Here is a 19,474-nt window from a genome sequence, read left to right as displayed (position 1 = left end):
ACGTTTAGATTCTTTTTAGATGGCTGATACATATATATTCTTTAGAGACAAATATCAAGCTCAAGTATATTTTCATGTACGGAATGAGCTATAAAACAATACATAAGCGAATGAAATTCTTTTTTAAAGTTCTTTTTATTAGTATCATATCAAATACGGTTGTTTCTCAGGAAACTACAGGAACACTTCAAGGTACACTTACTGATGCTAAAAATAATCCTATACCTTTTGCAACAGTGCAATGTATTGATGTTGCTACCAATTACAAATACGGAACTATTTCTGAAGAAAATGGCTTTTACAATATTACCAACCTATCACCTTCCAATACCTATCGTATACAAATCTCATTTGTAGGGTTTCAAACCATTGTGGAAGAAAATGTTACGATTCAACTGGGAAACACAACCATCAAAAATTTTGTAATGTCAGAAGATAGTGTATCCTTAGAAACCGTCGTCATCACAGGTTCTTCTAAAAATCAAAAAAATGGTAATGAAACCCTATTAGGAAAAAGAGAACTTAGAACAACTCCCACTATCAATAGAAGTATTCAGGATCTTACCAAAAACCTAACGGAAAATAATCTAAATTCCTTTGGTGGTGCCAGTAATCGTTTCAACAATCTTAATATCGATGGTATCGCCAACAATGATGTTATTGGGTTTCAAGAACCGGCAAGTGGCGCTGCAGGATCCTCTGCCAACGGAACTCCAGGAAGTCTCTCCAGAACTCAACCCATCGGATTGGGTGCAGTTAAAGAATTATCGGTAAAACTTGCACCATTTGATGTGAGCATTGGAAATTTTAGTGGTGCCAGTATCAATTTGGTCACTAAAAATGGAACCAACACTACCAAAGCAGAAGTCTATGGATATGCGAACAATCAAATTCTATTAGGTAATTACGCAGATGGAATCAAACAGGAAAGTTCCAATTTTTATGATCTACAGTTTGGTGGTGGAATTGGCGGTCCTATTCTAAAAGATAAATTATTCTATTATGTAAATGTAGAACAAGCGCTTTCTGATAATCCAGTATTAAATGCTCCTGGAAGTGCTACTTCTAATATATCTTCTGAAGATGTAGAATTGATTGCAGATCGCTTAATCTCTACCTATAATTATGATCCTGGTTCTTTTACAGATGCTTCTATTAAAACTGCAAGTACCAAAATATTTGCTCGATTAGATTATAATATATCTGATCAGCATAAACTTACCTTACGTAATAATTATGTAAACAGTTTTGCGGATAATTTAGAATGGAGTACCTCCATATTCAATTTTGGAAACCAAGGCTATCGACATAATAGTATTGCTAATAGCTTAGCCTTAGAATTGAAATCAAATTTCAACAATGGAGTTACAAATCAATTGACATTAGGATATAATACAGTAAAGGAAGACCGAGATTTTGATGGTCGTGTATTTCCTCATATACAAATAGCCTCTAACTCTAGTAATCGCATATTTGCTGGTACATATCGAGAAGCTTCTGTATACAATACTGATTTTTCTACCTTGCAATTAGCTGATAAAATATCCTATACTTCACAAAAACATACCATTACAGCTGGTGGATTGGCTCAATTTCATGATGTGAATTACGGGTTTTTATCGGCATGGAACGGACGTTGGGAATACCGATCTGTACAGGATTTTCTAGATGATCGCCCAAGTCGCGTGCGAGGTGTGTATAATATCAATAATAATGATTTTGATTTTGTTACCAGTAGACCATCTGCAACTGTATCTGTCATAGAAACTGCATTATACATACAAGATCAGTTTAGAATTAACAATCGGTTTTCTGTTACTGCTGGTATTCGACTCGATGCTCAGTTTTTGCCGAGTGATTTACCAATCAGCCAGGAAGTGCTTAATACCCCAGAATTTAGTCAGTTTGATAATAAAATCTCTAATGCGCCGCAATTTAATCCAAGAATAGGATTCAATTATACATTAGATGCTGACAACAACTACAAATTACGTGGAGGTACTGGATTATTTTCTGGTAGGATTCCATATTTATGGTTTGCATATGTAGAATATATTTCAGGAACAGAGTATTTTAATATTGATGTACGCCCAACAGATCCAACTCCTCTTACAGAAAACTTAGCTGATTTACGCAGTGTACAACCAAATCTTACTGAAATTAATCTTATTGATAATGATTTTACACTACCTAGAGAATGGAAAACAAACCTAGCATTTGAAGCAAGATTACCTCATCAATGGACATTGAACTTAGAAGGAACTTATACTGAAACATTAAATGGATTATTTTTTCAATCTATTAATAGAAGAAATGAACTTGGAAATTTTTCAGGTGCTGACAATCGTCCTTATTTTTTACAAACAGGAGAGGATATAAAAATCAATCCGAATTTCACCAATGTATTTTTATTAACCAATACAGATAAAGGCTATCGCTATAATATTACCGCAAACATTACTAAAACTATAGGAAATTATAGAGGAACTGTGGGATATTCTTATGGAAAAAGTAAAGATGTCTCCAGTACCGTAAGAAGTTCTCCTGCAGCTAATTTTGAATGGAATCAAGCCATTTTTGGGAATGATCCTGCTATTTCTTTTTCAAACTTCGATTTAAGACATAAAATTATTTCTACACATTCTTATGAAGTGAATTTTGGAGAAACAAACTCTTTGGGCGTTTCATTTTTGTATAATGGCCGATCCGGAAGCCCATACTCTTTTGTATATCAAGGAGATCCTAATCGAGATGGTTCTTCTAGAAATGATTTGGTATATGTACCTAGAGATCAATCCGAAATACAGTTAGTAGATATTGTAGATAATAATGGTATCGTGACGAGCACAGCAAATGAACAATGGCAACGATTAAACAATTACATCGAAAATAATTCTTACTTAAGAAGCAGAAGAGGTAATTATGTAGAAAGAAATGGTGCCAAAACTCCTTGGAATCATGAATTGGATATGAAATTGCAATATGGTAAAAAGCTAAAAAACGGACATACGATCTCGTTATCACTAGATATGCTGAATGTATTAAATTTTATCAATCGAGATTGGGGTCGCTTAGTATTTGTTCCTAATGTGGTAAATTCGAGTTTTAGCCTGCTCAACTTTGTGGGAATTGAAAATGAACAACCACAATATCAATTTAATGTAGATCCAGATGAGCAACCTTGGAATATAGATTTACAAAATTCTCGATGGAGAGCTCAAATAGGACTTACTTATGGCTTCTAAAACAACATAGCTAAATTAATATAAAATGGCCTAAAAGATTTTGGAGATCAAAAGCAAAGTTCGAGGCAAAAATTTGAAGCATAGCAGTAGCTACGATGATGATTTTTAACGAAGAAATTTGTTTTTTAGTTCAAAAGACTTCTGTTATTGTATGTTGATTTAGCTATACATCTTATTGAGAATTAAAATGAATTAGTGCTCAAATTTGGATTTCTTTCTAAAATAATCCCATATTTGCAGCTGAATCAAGAACCAAAAAAACAAGTTTAAATATCTATGAATCCATTTTCAACACATAAAAAAGGACGCTGTAAAGCCGTTTTCGAATCGAAAGCATAGATAAAAACTAGAATAATCATATTTCTAAAGAGCGTCCAAAACAAATTGGACGCTTTTTTTATGTTTTTTATTCTAAAAAAATTGCAATCAAATACAAAGTTATTTGAACGATAGTAAAAAGATTTTCAGCCGGTTACATATTTGTCGAAAGACAGACAGGATTCCTTTTGCTTAAAAACAAATATAAACAACTGAAAATCAGTAAATTAAATTAAAAAATTATTTGCGTAATTAAAAAATAGATTTCATATTTGCACCGCAATAAAGCAATAACAATTAATAACCGAAGTACTATGACCTTTAGATACATATATACAGATGCACTAGGAGAACAAGGTTCTTTTACGCATACGCTTCGGGACTTCTATAACTCATAAACTGCTTACAACAGTTTCTTATAAAGTCCGAAGCCAATAAAAGTTTCGGACCTTTTATTTTCAAAGAATCACCAATCCCTTAGATTTTCTAATCTGGTACTGTATTTAGTTTTTCTAAATACGAACAGGTGTGGAAGTATTATTGAAATACCTATGAAATGTTCCGAACATAAAACATCAGGAATCAATTTTTAAAAATAATTCACATGAAATTTTATAACCAAAACAGTTAGGATTTCAGGTATCAGAAGATAAGCTGGAATCATTCGTAAAACTATTACAAACGAAACAATATGTTTAATGAGACCGGCACATATCAAAGGCCAAAGACAAAAAGAAGTTCGCAACATCCAAAGAAGACAACGTAAAATTTGGGTAGCAAAACGAAATCTTGGATATATAGCACTAGAGAAACCTATTCGGCATGGGTGGTTCAAAGAATCAGTCATTACCAAACAGGTAGAAAAGTATAAAAACCAAGAATATATTATTGAGCTACACAAAAAGCTAACAAAATCATTTTGGGGAAGAACAAAAGAAGAAGCAGAAAGCAAGTGGCATCAGGAAATCTCTAGATACTTAATTCATAAAGATTTACCTACCATTAGCCGAAGATCCTTTAATAAACTTAGTGATGGCGCACAAAGAATGTGCGTGCCGTTTCGATACTATACAAAGGAAAAGAAAATAAGGCTTCGTTTTTATGTAAATCTTCCCAAAGGCACTTATAAGATCAAGTTTACAAGAGCTTATGTAACTCATAGTAGAAGAATTGATCCAAAATTAGAAAGTGAAGATGCTTTGTTAGAACAAAAGTTGTTAAAACATGGGTACTTCGAACAAGTACAAAAACAATATAGCTGGAAAGATCATTGGGGAACACCAAAACTTAGACAGGAAAAGCTAAAAACAAACAGCAAACTAAGAGATCTAAAAAAATATAATATCCAGGACATTATTAAAGAAGAAATATCATGGGAAAGAAATTAAGCGGAAAAGACTTAATCAAATTAGGCTTTCCAAAAAACAATAGTATTAATGTGACTTTGGGTCAGATTAATCGATATCAAAAAAGAGTAAAGAAGGAAAAGATATTACAAGAAGCAAAAAAAGTATTACTCAATCCAGAAGCATATCAAGGTGACGGAATTTGGGGTAAGATTGCAGAAAGTTTGCTAAAACCTGTTGAGGTAAAAAAGCATGCGTTGAAAACCACTAGAGCTCCATTCCAGATCTATGGTGAGAATGAAATCGACGATCAGGCAAAATATCAATTGTTTGATGCGCTAAAGTTACCAGTTTCGGTTGCAGGAGCTTTGATGCCAGATGCCCATAGTGGATATGGTTTACCGATTGGTGGTGTATTGGCTACTAAAAATGCAGTGATTCCTTATGGTGTTGGATTGGATATTGGATGTAGAATGTGTTTAACCATTTATCCAATAGCTACTTCTTATCTAAAAGGAAAAAAGCATCAGTTGGAGAACATCCTTTCAGAACATACAAAATTCGGAATGTATGAAACCCATAAAGTAAAGCATGATCACGAGATCTTTGACCGATCAGAATTTAAAGATATTCCACTGGTAAAAAGATTGAAAGACAAAGCGTATAAACAATTGGGTACTTCTGGTGGAGGAAATCACTTTGTAGAATTTGGAGCAGTAGATATCTCAGATCCTAATAACGAATGGGGATTGCCAATTGGTTCTTATATAGGTGTGTTATCACATAGTGGTTCTAGAGGATTAGGAGCTAACATCGCTAAACACTACACCTATTTAGCTACCAAGCAATGTCCATTACCGAAACATGTACAACAATTAGCATGGTTAGATTTGGATACACATGATGGACAAGAATATTGGTTAGCGATGAACCTTGCTGGAGATTATGCGCAAGCTTGTCATGATAATATTCATGCCAGAATTGGAAAACTATTAGGAGCAAGACCGGTAGCAAAAATTGAGAATCATCACAATTTTGCATGGAAACAAGAAGTACATGGTGAAGAGTGTATTGTACATCGAAAAGGAGCTACTCCAGCAGCCAAAGGTGAGTTAGGAATTATTCCTGGATCTATGGTGGCACCAGGATTTATAGTTCGAGGACTTGGAAATCCAGAGAGTTTGCTGTCTGCTTCTCATGGAGCTGGAAGGTTGCATTCTAGAAGAAAATGTAAAGAGAAATTCACCAAAAGTGATATCAAAAAAGAGTTAAAAGCAAACGATGTTACTTTAATTGGTGGAGGAATCGATGAAGCTCCGATGGCGTATAAAGATATTACTAAGGTAATGGCAAACCAGCAAGAGCTTGTGGAAGTAGTAGGAACCTTTACTCCAAAAATTGTACGAATGGATAAATAAAGTGATTTGGGCGTTACCCCGATGCATACTTTTCGTGGTCAGGCTTTCGCTCATACTCCTCGATTGTGTGCCCTTCGAGGACCTCAGGGCACACAACCTGTGGGGTAACCGCTTTATCCTTAACGCAAAAAGAAAATAAAAATGAAAACTAAAATAATTCAAATAACCGTTGGAAGAGGACCTGCAGAATGCTCTTGGGTCGTAGCACAAGTACTAAAACTTTTTCTGGAAGAAATAAAAGCTGCTGGATACGATTATCTAGTACTACATAGAGAAAAAGGAATTCAAAACGGTACTGTACAATCTGCTACCATTCAGCTGATAGGAAAAGAAATCAATACTTTTCTTTCTACATGGTTAGGCACTATCCAATGGGTAGGAACATCAACATTTCGAAAATACCATAAGCGTAAAAACTGGTATATAGGAATGTACGAGATCAAACAAGTGGAACAGTTACGTATGAAAGAACAAGAAATTTCTTTTCAAACGATGCGAAGCACAGGTCCTGGCGGTCAGAATGTAAATAAAGTAAATTCTGCAGTACGAGCTACTTATCGACCTACAGGAGATCAGGTAGTGGTTATGGATAGCAGATCACAACATCAAAATAAAAAAATAGCAATCGAAAGATTAAAAGAAAAAGTATATAAAAGTCAACTCCAAAAAATACAAAAGTCGCTATGCGATCAATGGGAAAATCATCTCAATGTAGAACGTGGTAATCCCATTAGAAAATTTAAAGGAACTGATTTTAAGAAAATAAAGAAAAAACAATCGTTTGCATCGAATCGACAACAATTAAAAAATGACTTACGCAACGAGTTAAAATACTAACGTCATGAGCAATTTACTAGACAAATATTTATTTCAGGCATTGGATGCATATCCATATAATCTAGAAGAAGCAGTAGAATCTTTGAACTATGCCTTATCATATGATGACAAAAATCCAATAGCATTATGCTTAATGGGTCAGATTTATGCAGAGAATCTAAGAAACTATGAAACTGCTAAAGAATATTACCAACAAGCGTTGGCAGCAGATATGTATGCATTAGATGTGTATCCAAAATATATCAATGTGTTACTTTGGAATGAAGACTATAATGAAGCAGAAAAATTAATTGACTTTGCTTTAACTATTAAAGGAACAGATAAAGCAGTGCTATATCTAAAAAAAGGAATTCTTTTAGAACAAAAACAAGCATACAAAGCAGCACTTAAAGTGCTAAAAACTGCTAAGACCTATGCATACAATAACTACTTTATCAGCGATGTAGAAGGCGATGAAAAAAGGATTAAAGATAAAATGCCTAAAAAGAAGAAGAAAAGTAAAAGCAAGAAAAAAGGCAAAAAAACAAAGAGTTCTTCTAAAAAGTCGAAGAAGAAAAGCAACTAATTATACAAACATGTCATTCCAGCCAGTCGCATTGAGATTGTCGAAATGCAAGCTGGAATCCGTATAGTGCATTGTTTTATAGTACGACAATGGATTCCAGTCTGCACTGGGATGACAAAAAAACAAAAAACCATGGGAGCACCACATAATAAAAAAAGATATGGAGAAGTATGGCCATCCTATAGAATCAAATATGGATTGGAAGCATTAGCGTCTTTAAAAGATTTAGTAATTCTATCAGGTGGTTGGGCTTGGCATTTTCTATCACCCGAAGGTCATACAGAATATAAGCACGCGCACGATCATAAAGATATTGACCTCTTTATTGAACCAAAAAATGTAGCAAGTGTGATGTGTATATTACTTGAAAACGGATTTCAAAAAGTATGGACTAGATATGATCACTTGCCAAGCGATGAAAATTTTAGGCGCTATGAAAAAACGGTAATTACTGAAAATGAAAAAATGATACGGATTACCATTGATTTTTTCGTAAAATCTGAGATTCCTCATCGTACAGCAAAAGGATGGAGAATTGTAGAACCTACATACTTATTAGGATTGTATTCTAATATACACTCTAGTGATAAATGTTGGGCAGTTCAATCTGCAATCAAACTACTTGATAAAGGAATTGATCCTTTGGATAGAAAAGAATTGGTAACAATTCCAAAAAATTAAATAACTAAAACCAGACAGATCAAAAATATCTGTCTGGTCAAAAAATATATAAAATGAATCAATGCGTTGTAAATTTAGATTTGCCACCAGAGAAGCGATGGCAGTTATTAAAAGCTTATAAAAAAGAAGTTAATGAATTGCTTGAGTATTATATCAATGACTTCGCGGAAGCTGATCTCATATTTGATGCTATACATGAATATAAAGAGTTATTGATTCCTAATGAATACTTAAGAGAGATTAATGGTGTTGCAGCTGTATCTGATTTTTCAACAAATGAAATTTTAATAGCAAATCTATACTATGACCTATTAAAATTCTATTTAGGATGTACCGCTTTTGCAATTCATAATGGGATAGAAATGTTACATTCCAGAAACCTTGACTGGCATACAGAAAACGATCTATTAAGTAAAAATTCTTTAATATTTGATTTTCAAAAAAAAGGTAAAACAATTTATAAATCCATAGGTTGGCCAGGATTCATTGGTGTTCTATCTGGAACAAAGCCCGAAAAGTTCTCACTTACATTAAATGCAGTTTCCAGTGGTGATTCAGCAGAAATAGCAATGCCAATATCATTTCTATTAAGAGATGTATTGTGTAATTCTAATTCCTTTGAAGAAGCAAAATTGGAAATTGAGAAAACCACAATTATGAGTGATTGTTTGATTCTTCTTTCTGGTATTAAAAATGAGGAGAAAGTTGTCATCGAAAGAACTCCTAAGAGATTTAAAACTAGAACTAGTAATGAAGATTACATAATCGTAACTAATGATTATAAATTACTTCAAAATCAAACAATGGAGGGTAACATATTACAAGAAAGTTCTTGTGGGAGATATGACAATGCTCAAGAATTATTATCAAATCAACTTCCTAAAAATGATCAGGAGTGTATGGAAATTTTACAGAATGAAAATATCATGATGGGAATTACAGTCCAACAAATGGTATTTCATAACAACTCGGGAAAAATTAAACTAATAAAAACTTACGAAACTAGATAAACTGCAATCTTATGTAGTTTTTAAACTCTAACATGACAGATCAAAAAATATCTGTCTGGTAAAAAAATATATAATTATGAAAACAACAAACAGTATAATCATTATCGATTTAGAAGCAACCTGCTGGAACGGTAAGGTACCACCAGGACAGGTGAGCGAAATCATAGAGATCGGTATTTGCATACTAGATACCAACACCGGTGAGATTACTAAAAACCAAGGGATTCTTATTAAACCTGAAAGATCTCAAGTAAGTCCGTTTTGTACGGAACTAACAACTATTACACAGGATTTATTGGATGACAAAGGGATTTCATTTACAGATGCCTGCGAAATAGTAAGAACTGAATATCAAGGACATCAACATACTTGGGCAAGTTACGGTCAATATGATTTGAATATGATGAAAAAGCAATGTACATATCGAAATATCGAGTACCCATTATCACAGAATCATATCAATGTAAAAGAACTGTTTCAAGAAACGAAAGGCTTGCGAAAAAAAGTAGGTATGAAAGGTGCATTAGGTATTTTGGACATCTCGCTAGAAGGAACGCATCATAGAGGAGTTGATGACGCTAAAAACATTGCCAAGATTTTAGATTGGTGTTTCACCTTCAAAGAATAAAGAAATAAGTAAAACACACCGGAAAACACTCCTACAAAAAACAAAGAATACATCATAATATTTTCATAATGTAAATAATAGCTTTTTATGTAAAACCCAATACTAATTGTTGTTTTACCCCATTTTTACAGCTGTTAAAGCATTTCATTTTAGTGATTTACATGATTCTAAATTACTTTAAAACCGTATTAAAATGTTAATTTAATGTTAAACTAATGTTTTTTTGTAAGGTTTCATTTTTTCCGGTGTCTTATCACATATTTTCATATTGAAAATTGATTTTTACTTGTATTTTGAAATAAAAATACTCATAATTTTTAGGCTAAAAAAACTAAAAACAGCCTAATGAGTTCTTACAGTTAAGAGTTTTTTATTTAATTTTTCACACTACTATTCATAGGGGTTTTGAGTATTAAAACCTTATGAAAACTCATTACTATTTCCAAAATCTATCTTCTGATTTTAATAGAACAAAAGTTATACATCCACTCAGAAATACGACCGTAATTTGTTAAAAGGTTTAACAGTAAACAAGTTACAAGTTAATTTCAAAATTATGTAAGAATTATATTTCGTTACATAATCGTCATTTATTACTAGTGTGTATTACATCCTTTTTTTAACTAATTTAGTCTTTCAAACGCGGAAAAAACAACTTCTTAACCCCAAAAAACTAACAAAATGAAGACGCTGAAAACCCATTCTTTTATTGTATTTTTTTTAATAACATTTACCATCAATTCTCAAGACATAGTAGATCATTCTCCATGGGATCAGATTCTTGTACTCAATGTAACTGATGAAGGATTAGTAGATTACGAAGGTGTAACAAACGATGTTATCGTTTTTTATAAATACTTTAGATATTTACAAAATGTATCTCCTGAAAGTCACTGGAGCAAAGAAGAAAAGTTAGCCTATTGGTTAAATGTATATAATGCCACGGTGATGAAAATGATCATTGATGAATACCCTATCACATCCATCAATCAATTAGAAGACCCATGGAAGAGAAAAGCTTTTAAATCTAACAATATACGCTACAGTTTAGATGATATAGAACATAAAATTCTAAGAAAATTTGGAGATCCTAGAATTCACTTTTTATTAAACTGCGGTTCCATGTCCTCCCCAAGATTATGGAACAGAGCATATACCAGTAGCAATATAGAGTATGCTTTAGAAGATCGTACAAGAGAGTTCATTAACGATCCACAAAGAAATCAGATCAATTCCCAAACGGTAAGGATCTCTCAACTATTTGAATGGTATGAGGATGATTTTCTTAGTAACAATATGGATGTGATTGATTTTATCAACGAATATTCTACGATTACAATCGATAAAAACATGAAGAAAAAATATGTTACTTATGATTGGAATCTTAACAAGAACAACAAAAAAACACCTATAACCAGTAACAATTAGCCAAAATTGCCCCAAATATATATTTGTAAACCAGATTTCCTTAAACCCAAATGTACCATCTACTTTCGTTAAAGTAACTACTTATGAGGACTATCATGAACTAACCTTACTAACTGAAGAAAGACCCCTAAAAGCTTTCTTTGAAAGCTTTCAAAAATTACGCCCCTATCAATACTTTTAAAACTAAATTACCAACAAATATGAATAACATTACTACTCTTAGAAACACACTCTTCATCGTATTTTTAACCACTTTTTCATTCTCAAATGCGCAAACTATTATTAATGGTTTTTTTCCTCAAAAAAATGAGTTTACAGTAGCCTCTTCCTACTCTTACAAGAGCTATGACAATTTTTTCATGGGAAATACACAAACCGAAACCACTCCTATGAATATGGGAGAAATCAGTTCTTCGGTCGTAAGCGTTTATGGCGAATATGGAATCCTTAATTGGCTCTCCACCACAGTAACACTACCTTACATTTCAATGCAAAATGAAACAGGTGTTCTAGATCCTATTTCACAAACCGATCAGGTTAGTGGTGTCCAAGATTTAAGTATGTTCCTAAAAGCCCGTGTATTGGACACCAAAATAAATAGTGTCTCAAAAATTGCAGTTGGCGGAGCCGCAGGCGTTTCTGTTCCAGTTGGAGGTTATGAAGAAGCTGGAATTCTTTCGTTAGGAAATGGTGCAACTGCCATTGATGGATGTGGATTCGTACAAATTAACGCTTCCAGAAACCTCTTCGTAGAATTACAAGCCGCCTATAGTATGCGCAACAACTCTGATTTTGATATACCAAACGCTACTCTTTTCAGTGCAAAACTTGGATATTATAACAAGTGGTTTTATGCACATGCCAAAATAGGAACTCAAAACTCTTTGGACGGCTTAGATATCGGTACTCCAGAATTTGTAGAGGCAGGAGCTGCTGGAGCATTACCAGAAACAGAAGTAGACTACACCAACTTCTACCTTGATTTGTACGTCCCTGTATACAAACAAAGCATCGGAGTTTCGACGGGATACACTGCTAATATGAGCGGTAAAAACTATGATAGAGCTTCCGGATTCTCTGTTGGACTTGTATACAAAGTTCAGTAACTATTCTTTATTATTTTCTAACCAAACCAAAGTGACTATTTCATGAAAAAGCTATTATTCCTTTTAATCATATTTGCATTTTTTTCATGTGAAAAAGATGAATATATTTTACTTGACGAGGAAGCACAACAAATTTCTTCTTCTAAAGCTTCTTCGAATCCGACTGGATTAGACAAGCAAATACTAGACGAATTAGAAGCAATTTCAGGTGGTATTGGAACTTCCTATTTTATACTTCCTAACAGTGACCAATATGCCAGCATTCCGCAAGATCCTTTAAATCCAATTACAGATGAAAAGGTTGCTTTAGGAAAATTGCTATTTCATGAAACTGCCACAGGAGGAAATCCTACAACGGCTTCTAATTTATTCACATATTCATGTGCTTCATGTCATCATTCAGCTGCTGGATTCGGTGCCGGAATCAGGCAAGGAATCGGTGAAGCTGGAGTAGGTTTTGGAACGAATGGTGAAGCAAGAGTTTTTAATGCTAGCATTGCAGTAAGTGATGCCGATATTCAACCAATCCGCTCTCCAACAGTACTAAATGCAGCATATCAAGATATTATGTTATGGAATGGACAATTTGGAGGTTCTGGAACTAATCTTGGAACAGAAGCTAATTGGACTAACATTCCAGAAAATTTTATTGGATTTGAAGGAGTTGAGGTACAAGCCATCAAAGGGCAAGGCGTACACCGATTATTGGTTGATGGTAATTTTGTATCAAGTTTTGGATACCAACAAATGTTTGATGATGCATTTCCTAGCCTTCCCGTTTCCGAAAGATATACTACTCAGACCGCTGCATTGGCTATTGCTGCTTATGAAAGAACCGTATTATCCAATCAATCTCCTTGGCAAGAATGGCTAAAAGGAAATTACAGTGTACTTTCTAATAATGAAAAGAAAGGTGCTAAAGCCTTTTTTGGTAAAGGAAAATGCTATGAATGTCATACAGGACCAGCATTAAACGACAAAAATTTCTATGCCTTTGGAATGGGAGATTTTGATAATTCAAGCAATGCCGTTGTATTGGATCCTACCGGTTTTGAAAATGTAAAAAAAGGAAGAGGTGGATTTACCAAAGTAGCAGCGGACAATTATAAATTTAAAACTCCAACGCTCTATAATTTGGTGGATAATGGTGGTTTCTACGGTCATGGAGGAACTTTTACTTCCGTAAGAGATGTTATAGAATATAAAATTGATGGAGTTCCGCAAAGCTCAGAAGTACCAGTAGCAAATTTAGCTCCTCAATTTGGTGATATAAAACTTAATAAAACTGAAATTGATAATTTGGTATTATTCATTGAAAATAGTTTAAGAGATCCAAACTTATCAAGGTATGATCCTGATCAGGTAAATTCCGGGAATTGTTTCCCTAATAGTGATCCAGCATCAAAAACTGATCTCGGATGTAGTTAAAACAATTAAATAATATGATATCGAATACGTCCATTTTAAAGAATACTAACCATTCATTTCTTCAAAATGGACCTATTTCTATTTTATGATAAAAACTTTATTTAATCCTTAAAACCAAACCAACTAAAAACCATTTTAATGAAAAAGTTTCTATTTTTTCTTTCAATTTTCACTTTATTTTCATGCGAAAAAGATGAGTATATCCCATTGGACAGCGAAGTGCAACTAACCAATGAAAATCTTAATAAATCAACTTCAAGTCCCTCAGATCTAGATATTAAACTTTTAAATAAGCTAGATAGTGTTACCGATGGTATAGGTCCGTCTTTTTTCATCTTGCCAAATAGTGATGATTATGCAAATATTCCGCAGGATCCTTTGAATCCAATCACACACAAAAAAGTGGAATTAGGTAAATTATTGTTTCATGAAACTGCCACAGGAGGAAATCCAAAAACAGCTTCTAACCTAGCTACGTATTCCTGTGCTTCGTGTCATCATGCTGCAGCGGGTTTTAGTGCCGGTACCAGACAAGGAATTGGAGAAGGAGGAATCGGGTTTGGCGTTAAAGGAGAAGGAAGGGTCTTTAACAACATCATTCCCGTTGCAGATATTGATATACAACCTATCCGCTCTCCTACAATTTTAAATGTAGCATATCAGGATGTGATGCTATGGAATGGGCAATTTGGCGGAACAGGTACCAATGCAGGAACAGAAGCCAACTGGACCAACATCCCAGAAAATTTCATTGGATTTCAAGGGGTAGAAGTACAAGCTCTAAAGGGACAAGATGTTCATAGGTTATTGGTAAATAAGCAGTTTGCTAAAGATTTTGATTACAAAAAAATGTTTAACAAAGCTTTTCCTGATGTTCCTAAAGAAGAAAGATACACCAGAGAAACAGCAGGTTTAGCCATTGCTGCTTATGAACGAACTGTTCTACCTAATCAATCTCCTTGGCAACGATGGTTAAAAGGAGATTACAACGCACTTACGAATAAAGAAAAAAAAGGAGCAAGAATGTTTTTTGGAAAAGCAAAATGCTTTAGATGTCATACTGGTCCTGCCTTAAATGATAAAAATTTCTACGCCTTAGGAATGGGTGATTTTGATGATTCTACCGAAGCTGTTGTTCCTGATGATAACGGCTTCCCAAATGTAAAAAGAGGAAGAGGAGGTTTTACGAAGAAACCAAGAGATTATTACAAATTCAAAACACCAACTATTTATAATCTTGTAGATAATGGTGTGTTTGGTCATGGTGGAACATTTACGTCCGTTAGAGATATTGTAGAATATAAATTAAATGGAATTCCTGAAAACAACGAAGTTCCTCAAGAACAATTACATAGACTATTCACAAACGTTCAAGAATTAACGGAGAATCAGATAAACAATTTAGTATTATTTATAGAAAATGGTTTGAGAGATCCTAATCTAATGAGATACGTACCAGATCAAATAAATTCTGGGAATTGTTTCCCTAATAGTGACCCAACATCTCAGGTAGATCTTGGATGTAGTTAATACTACTACAAAACTTATTATAGCCCCAAAATGAAAACTACGAGCTAAAATATCTTCATTTTCATATCGTGCTATAGCTCATTGAATAGACTATTTCCCAAATAAAATAGTGTAACACAAACTTACTTCAATGAGCTTAGCATGATTTTTTATCTATCACCATTTATCTGGCAATTAATTTGATAATATCCGAATACTGATCACCAATAATTTTTAGAAAAAACGTCCCTTTTTTATCTAAATTAAAATTTGTTGATTGATGATCAGTTATGGAAACTTCTTYGACCAATTGACCGATTGTGTTTACAATTTTCACTTCTACAGGGAAAATCGTACTCTGCGGAAGTTGTAAATTAAAAACACCATTTCCTGGATTCGGATATAATATAGGTTTCGGAGTATATATCGATATGTCATCAACTGACAATACTTGACTTTCTAAAAACACCCTACTCTGTCCATTATCAAATGTGTAGTTCTGAAGACTATTCCATATAAAGTCAACAATAGCTGGGTAATTATCTTTTACAATAGCTGGAATTTGTATCGGTGCGGCCAAAGCTTCATCTGGAAACTGAAAATTAGCTGGAGGTTGCTCACCATAGATCACAGAATAATGTACAAGTGCTGCTAAAAAATATAATACTGGATATCCGTGAGGCGCTGCATCTTCATATAAAGTTGTTACCGGAACTTCCGATAACATTCCCTGATCTGAAAACAAATCTGCTAAAATCGGTCCTGTAGGAATTAATTTTACTTCAGCACCTGGTTGTGCTTCCAATACCTCATCTTGTAATGTTATCCACCAATCATGAAACTCTCCGCGAGTATACTCATAAAAAGCGCCAAACTCTTGATCTTCTTGAGCTTGGGAAGTCGGCGGAAATGTTCCATTAAATTCTGGCCAGTTTTCATATATGTAGAAACGAATACCTTCTTCTTCGGTTCTTACATAATCCAAAATTCTCAAAACAGCTTCTACAGAACTTAAGGCATTAGGGTCTTCATTACAATCCTCTACATATTGCGGATCACAAAAAGCATTCTCTGAAGGTGTAGAAGTTTGCTGAATAAAATTGGCTAAGGTTACAATTACATTATCATAATCCCAGCTACCAAAGTCATCATTAGTTTCATTAGTTCTCGTATTAGGCGCATCTATAAATCCCCATTGAAAAATAGGAGGCAGTTGTTGGAGCGGTAAAAAATTAAACTGACCATCTACCGTATATTCATTTCCTGCTTGTTGTGCTAACAAATACATCCAATCAGGAATATTACTTCGATTCTGAGTAGTTTGATCCGCACTATGATTCACTAAACTATGACCAAAAATATAAGAATCATTGGATTGCTGAGAAAAGCTTACAGTGTTCAAAAGGAAAATAGCTATTGGAAGAATAAATTTTGATACTCTCGCAATACCAGATTCTATACTAGTTTTAGTCATAATGTGGTGTTAGTTTTGGTTCATTCACACAGATGTTTCATAAAATAAAACGCACTAAAAAGAAAAGACCCTACCCCTTACTTCTATTTTTTTAAAACTTCTTCTGAATTTTAGCATTCTGACCATTTGTTTAATCATTATATTTACTCAAAACAATCGATACAAGAATGAAAAAAAAGTTATTTGAGGAAGTAATTGATAACTACGATGCACTGAAATATAGTTTACTAGAAGCACAAACATTTGATGAGTCTCATTTTGGGTTCCCTGAAATCTATTACAAGATAATGGAAACAGACAAACAACGTGTCGATGCTTTTCATAAAGCGTTTCAACTCAATAATAATTTTAAAGATGCCACGGTTTGTGAAATCGGTGTAGGTACGTTACCATTGACAAAATTATACATGCCGTATGTAAAAAAGGCATATTTAATTGAAAACAATCCGGATCTTATTCCTTTTATCAATGAACAAATTGCTAAATATCCTTGGTCAGATAAAGTAGAAGTCATCTATGCAGATGCACTTACGGTAACGCTTCCTGAAAAAGTGGATTTCGTAGTTGGAGAATTGATGAGCATTTACTGCGCTAATGAATTTCAGGTTCAGATTTTTCAGCATATGCGTGAGTTTTTAAAGCCTGGAGGAAAATTATTTCCTAATAGAATTGTAAACTTTGCCAGGCTTTGTGAGGCAGAAATTGATGAAAACGTTCACCACTATCCAGTCAACTTTACAAGGCATCAACCGATGTTTCTAACCCAACAATTTTTAGTGAATGAAATTGAACTACTGAAAGAAAAAAAACAAGGAGTTAAACTAAGCTTTTCTGTTCCTGTATTGTTTTCTGGGACTGTCAATGCGCTTTATTTAGAATCTTACGTAGAGGTTACAGAAGGTTCTAATTTTACTGGAACCGATAGTTTGATGCCACCAACAGTACTAAAAACTACCAATACTCAAGAAGTAAAAGCTGGCGATTTAGTACATATCGATTTCAGCTTTGATTATGGATCTTCTTTGGATGACATTAGTTGTGTGTTGTCCTAATTTTGAAAATATATTTTTTATAGTTTAGAAATGAATCTTGATAAGTTACTTTCTAAAATATTCAAGGTAAAAAAGTCAAAACTTGAACTTACAGAAAAGGAAAAAGAACTTCTTTCTCAAGATAAACTTATTTCTTACGAAACATCCGTTATACATGTTGATGGTTACTCCATAAGAGAAACATACAATCAATATGAAGAATTATTATTCGATTTATTTAGGGAAGCGAAAAACTTCTCTCTTTTGGATGATCATAGTGTCTGTACAGTAAATATAAAAGAGTTAACTTCTTATGAGATATTTTCTAACCTTTCTAAAGAGGAAAAAAAAGAATTTTTACATTATTTAATTTCAAAAGAAAAACGAGAAAAAAATAAAGTAAAGGTACCAGAGAATTATAGGGCAATGCTCGCTGATCATTTATTAAAAACAAAGTTACCTTTCAAGAAAGAAGAATTATATACTCTAATTAAACATTGGTCTGAAGACAAGTTTTTTTATATATCATCTAGTAATATATTTAATCAAGTCCATACAGAAATCGAATTAATGATTTTTCTTGACTTTTGGGGTAAAAAAAAGTTACCATATATATCAGAAAAAAGCATTATAAATAGAATAAATAAATGTGTTAAAAATAATCTTGCTTCTTCGGATTTCTATATTTTCTTAAAAAAATTACTTTATAGTAAAAAAATCCGTTATGAAGAATATCGATATAGTTCCTACCTATCTAACGCTATAGAACGAGTACTTATAGACAACTATGGCAAATCAATAAATGATAGCTCACCACTTTTTTTGCTGCTTCCAGATCACTTTGGAAAAAAGGTAAATGCTGAAATTATTGCGTTAGAAAATTCCTATCGTACCGATTTCTCCAAATTGTTATATAATTTAGGCCAGTCTTCTAAAACTTTGACACCCAAAAATGTTTACGACAATGTTCATTCATTTATGACCGCCCTTGGGACAGAAAAAATAAAAGTATTAATTTCTACTATTATAAAAAGTGCTACTCATTGTAAATCAAAGGTAAAATCCATTCCTGTTACTTATTTATATTATGGCAAACGATTTATAGTAGATCACAAACCAATGCCCGCAGAGAGTATATCAATTATTTCAGGGGTACTACTATTAGCTTCATATTTAAAATTGAATTCCTGTATACCATTAATTCCTATTATAATAGAACGTTCCTACGCTCGTATGGGAAAAAACAGAGGGTATGGAACAGGATCAAGAACTTTAGGAGTTTTAGGGATTAGATTATTAGCTCAATTTTTTGAAAAAAAAGGGCAAACTATCTTAGTAGAATTATATAATACTACGAAATCCAAAAACATTAAAAAACAAATAGAAAAAGAGTCTAAAATACTTAAAGAACAACTGGGTATCAGTTTGATTTAAAATGTATAGAGCGTAA

The 19,474-nt window shown here is 33.3% G+C and carries 15 protein-coding genes; 14 read left to right on the top strand and 1 reads right to left on the bottom strand.

What is annotated here, in order from left to right:
• The first annotated feature begins 110 nt into the window (after positions 1-110).
• The 12 genes from GBO31_RS17735 to GBO31_RS17680 all read left to right on the top strand — a co-directional run bounded on the left by GBO31_RS17735 (position 111) and on the right by GBO31_RS17680 (position 15,540).
• The gene (locus GBO31_RS17735; RefSeq protein ID WP_219009800.1) at positions 111-3,245 is read left to right on the top strand and encodes a carboxypeptidase regulatory-like domain-containing protein; all 3,135 of its coding nucleotides are present in this window, start codon (positions 111-113) and stop codon (positions 3,243-3,245) included.
• Between the two features lie 1,016 nt (positions 3,246-4,261).
• Complete coding sequence (locus tag GBO31_RS17730) at positions 4,262-4,951, top strand: hypothetical protein (RefSeq protein WP_219009798.1); 690 nt, start codon at positions 4,262-4,264, stop codon at positions 4,949-4,951.
• Complete coding sequence (locus tag GBO31_RS17725; protein WP_219009796.1) at positions 4,936-6,327, top strand: RtcB family protein; 1,392 nt, start codon at positions 4,936-4,938, stop codon at positions 6,325-6,327. The genes GBO31_RS17730 and GBO31_RS17725 overlap by 16 nt, the downstream gene beginning before the upstream one ends.
• Before the next feature lie 141 nt (positions 6,328-6,468).
• Entirely contained in the window at positions 6,469-7,164 is a 696-nt protein-coding gene (gene prfH, locus GBO31_RS17720) for a peptide chain release factor H (RefSeq protein ID WP_219009794.1), read from the top strand.
• A gap of 4 nt (positions 7,165-7,168) precedes the next feature.
• On the top strand, positions 7,169-7,729 hold the full coding sequence (locus tag GBO31_RS17715) for a tetratricopeptide repeat protein (RefSeq protein ID WP_219009792.1): 561 nt from the start codon (positions 7,169-7,171) through the stop codon (positions 7,727-7,729).
• Between the two features lie 45 nt (positions 7,730-7,774).
• On the top strand, positions 7,775-8,410 hold the full coding sequence (locus GBO31_RS17710; RefSeq protein WP_246615911.1) for a hypothetical protein: 636 nt from the start codon (positions 7,775-7,777) through the stop codon (positions 8,408-8,410).
• A 53-nt stretch (positions 8,411-8,463) separates the two neighbouring features.
• A complete protein-coding gene (locus GBO31_RS17705; protein WP_219009810.1) occupies positions 8,464-9,420 on the top strand; it encodes a C45 family autoproteolytic acyltransferase/hydolase in 957 nt (318 codons plus the stop codon).
• A 76-nt stretch (positions 9,421-9,496) separates the two neighbouring features.
• On the top strand, positions 9,497-10,048 hold the full coding sequence (locus GBO31_RS17700; RefSeq protein ID WP_219009790.1) for a 3'-5' exonuclease: 552 nt from the start codon (positions 9,497-9,499) through the stop codon (positions 10,046-10,048).
• 681 nt (positions 10,049-10,729) lie between these two features.
• A complete protein-coding gene (locus GBO31_RS17695; RefSeq protein ID WP_219009788.1) occupies positions 10,730-11,476 on the top strand; it encodes a DUF547 domain-containing protein in 747 nt (248 codons plus the stop codon).
• A 200-nt stretch (positions 11,477-11,676) separates the two neighbouring features.
• Positions 11,677-12,582: a hypothetical protein gene (locus GBO31_RS17690; RefSeq protein WP_219009787.1), complete on the top strand. Its 906-nt coding sequence runs from the start codon at positions 11,677-11,679 to the stop codon at positions 12,580-12,582.
• Positions 12,583-12,624: 42 nt separating this feature from the next.
• Entirely contained in the window at positions 12,625-14,010 is a 1,386-nt protein-coding gene (locus tag GBO31_RS17685; protein ID WP_219009785.1) for a cytochrome-c peroxidase, read from the top strand.
• A 138-nt stretch (positions 14,011-14,148) separates the two neighbouring features.
• Positions 14,149-15,540: a cytochrome-c peroxidase gene (locus GBO31_RS17680; protein WP_219009784.1), complete on the top strand. Its 1,392-nt coding sequence runs from the start codon at positions 14,149-14,151 to the stop codon at positions 15,538-15,540.
• 163 nt (positions 15,541-15,703) lie between these two features.
• Here GBO31_RS17680 and GBO31_RS17675 read toward each other — a convergent pair whose 3' ends face one another.
• Positions 15,704-16,993, bottom strand: coding sequence for a T9SS type A sorting domain-containing protein (locus GBO31_RS17675; protein ID WP_219009781.1), 1,290 nt, complete (start codon positions 16,991-16,993; stop codon positions 15,704-15,706).
• A 167-nt stretch (positions 16,994-17,160) separates the two neighbouring features.
• Here GBO31_RS17675 and GBO31_RS17670 point away from each other — a divergent pair, with 167 nt between their 5' ends.
• Entirely contained in the window at positions 17,161-18,045 is an 885-nt protein-coding gene (locus GBO31_RS17670) for a methyltransferase domain-containing protein (protein ID WP_219009779.1), read from the top strand.
• Between the two features lie 30 nt (positions 18,046-18,075).
• Positions 18,076-19,458, top strand: coding sequence for a hypothetical protein (locus tag GBO31_RS17665; protein ID WP_219009778.1), 1,383 nt, complete (start codon positions 18,076-18,078; stop codon positions 19,456-19,458).
• Positions 19,459-19,474 lie beyond the last annotated feature (16 nt).

It is taken from the genome of Aquimarina litoralis, assembly GCF_019295435.1.
GTDB classification, from domain to species: Bacteria; Bacteroidota; Bacteroidia; order Flavobacteriales; family Flavobacteriaceae; genus Aquimarina; species Aquimarina litoralis_A.
This window is presented reverse-complemented; position numbering and strand designations above follow the sequence as displayed.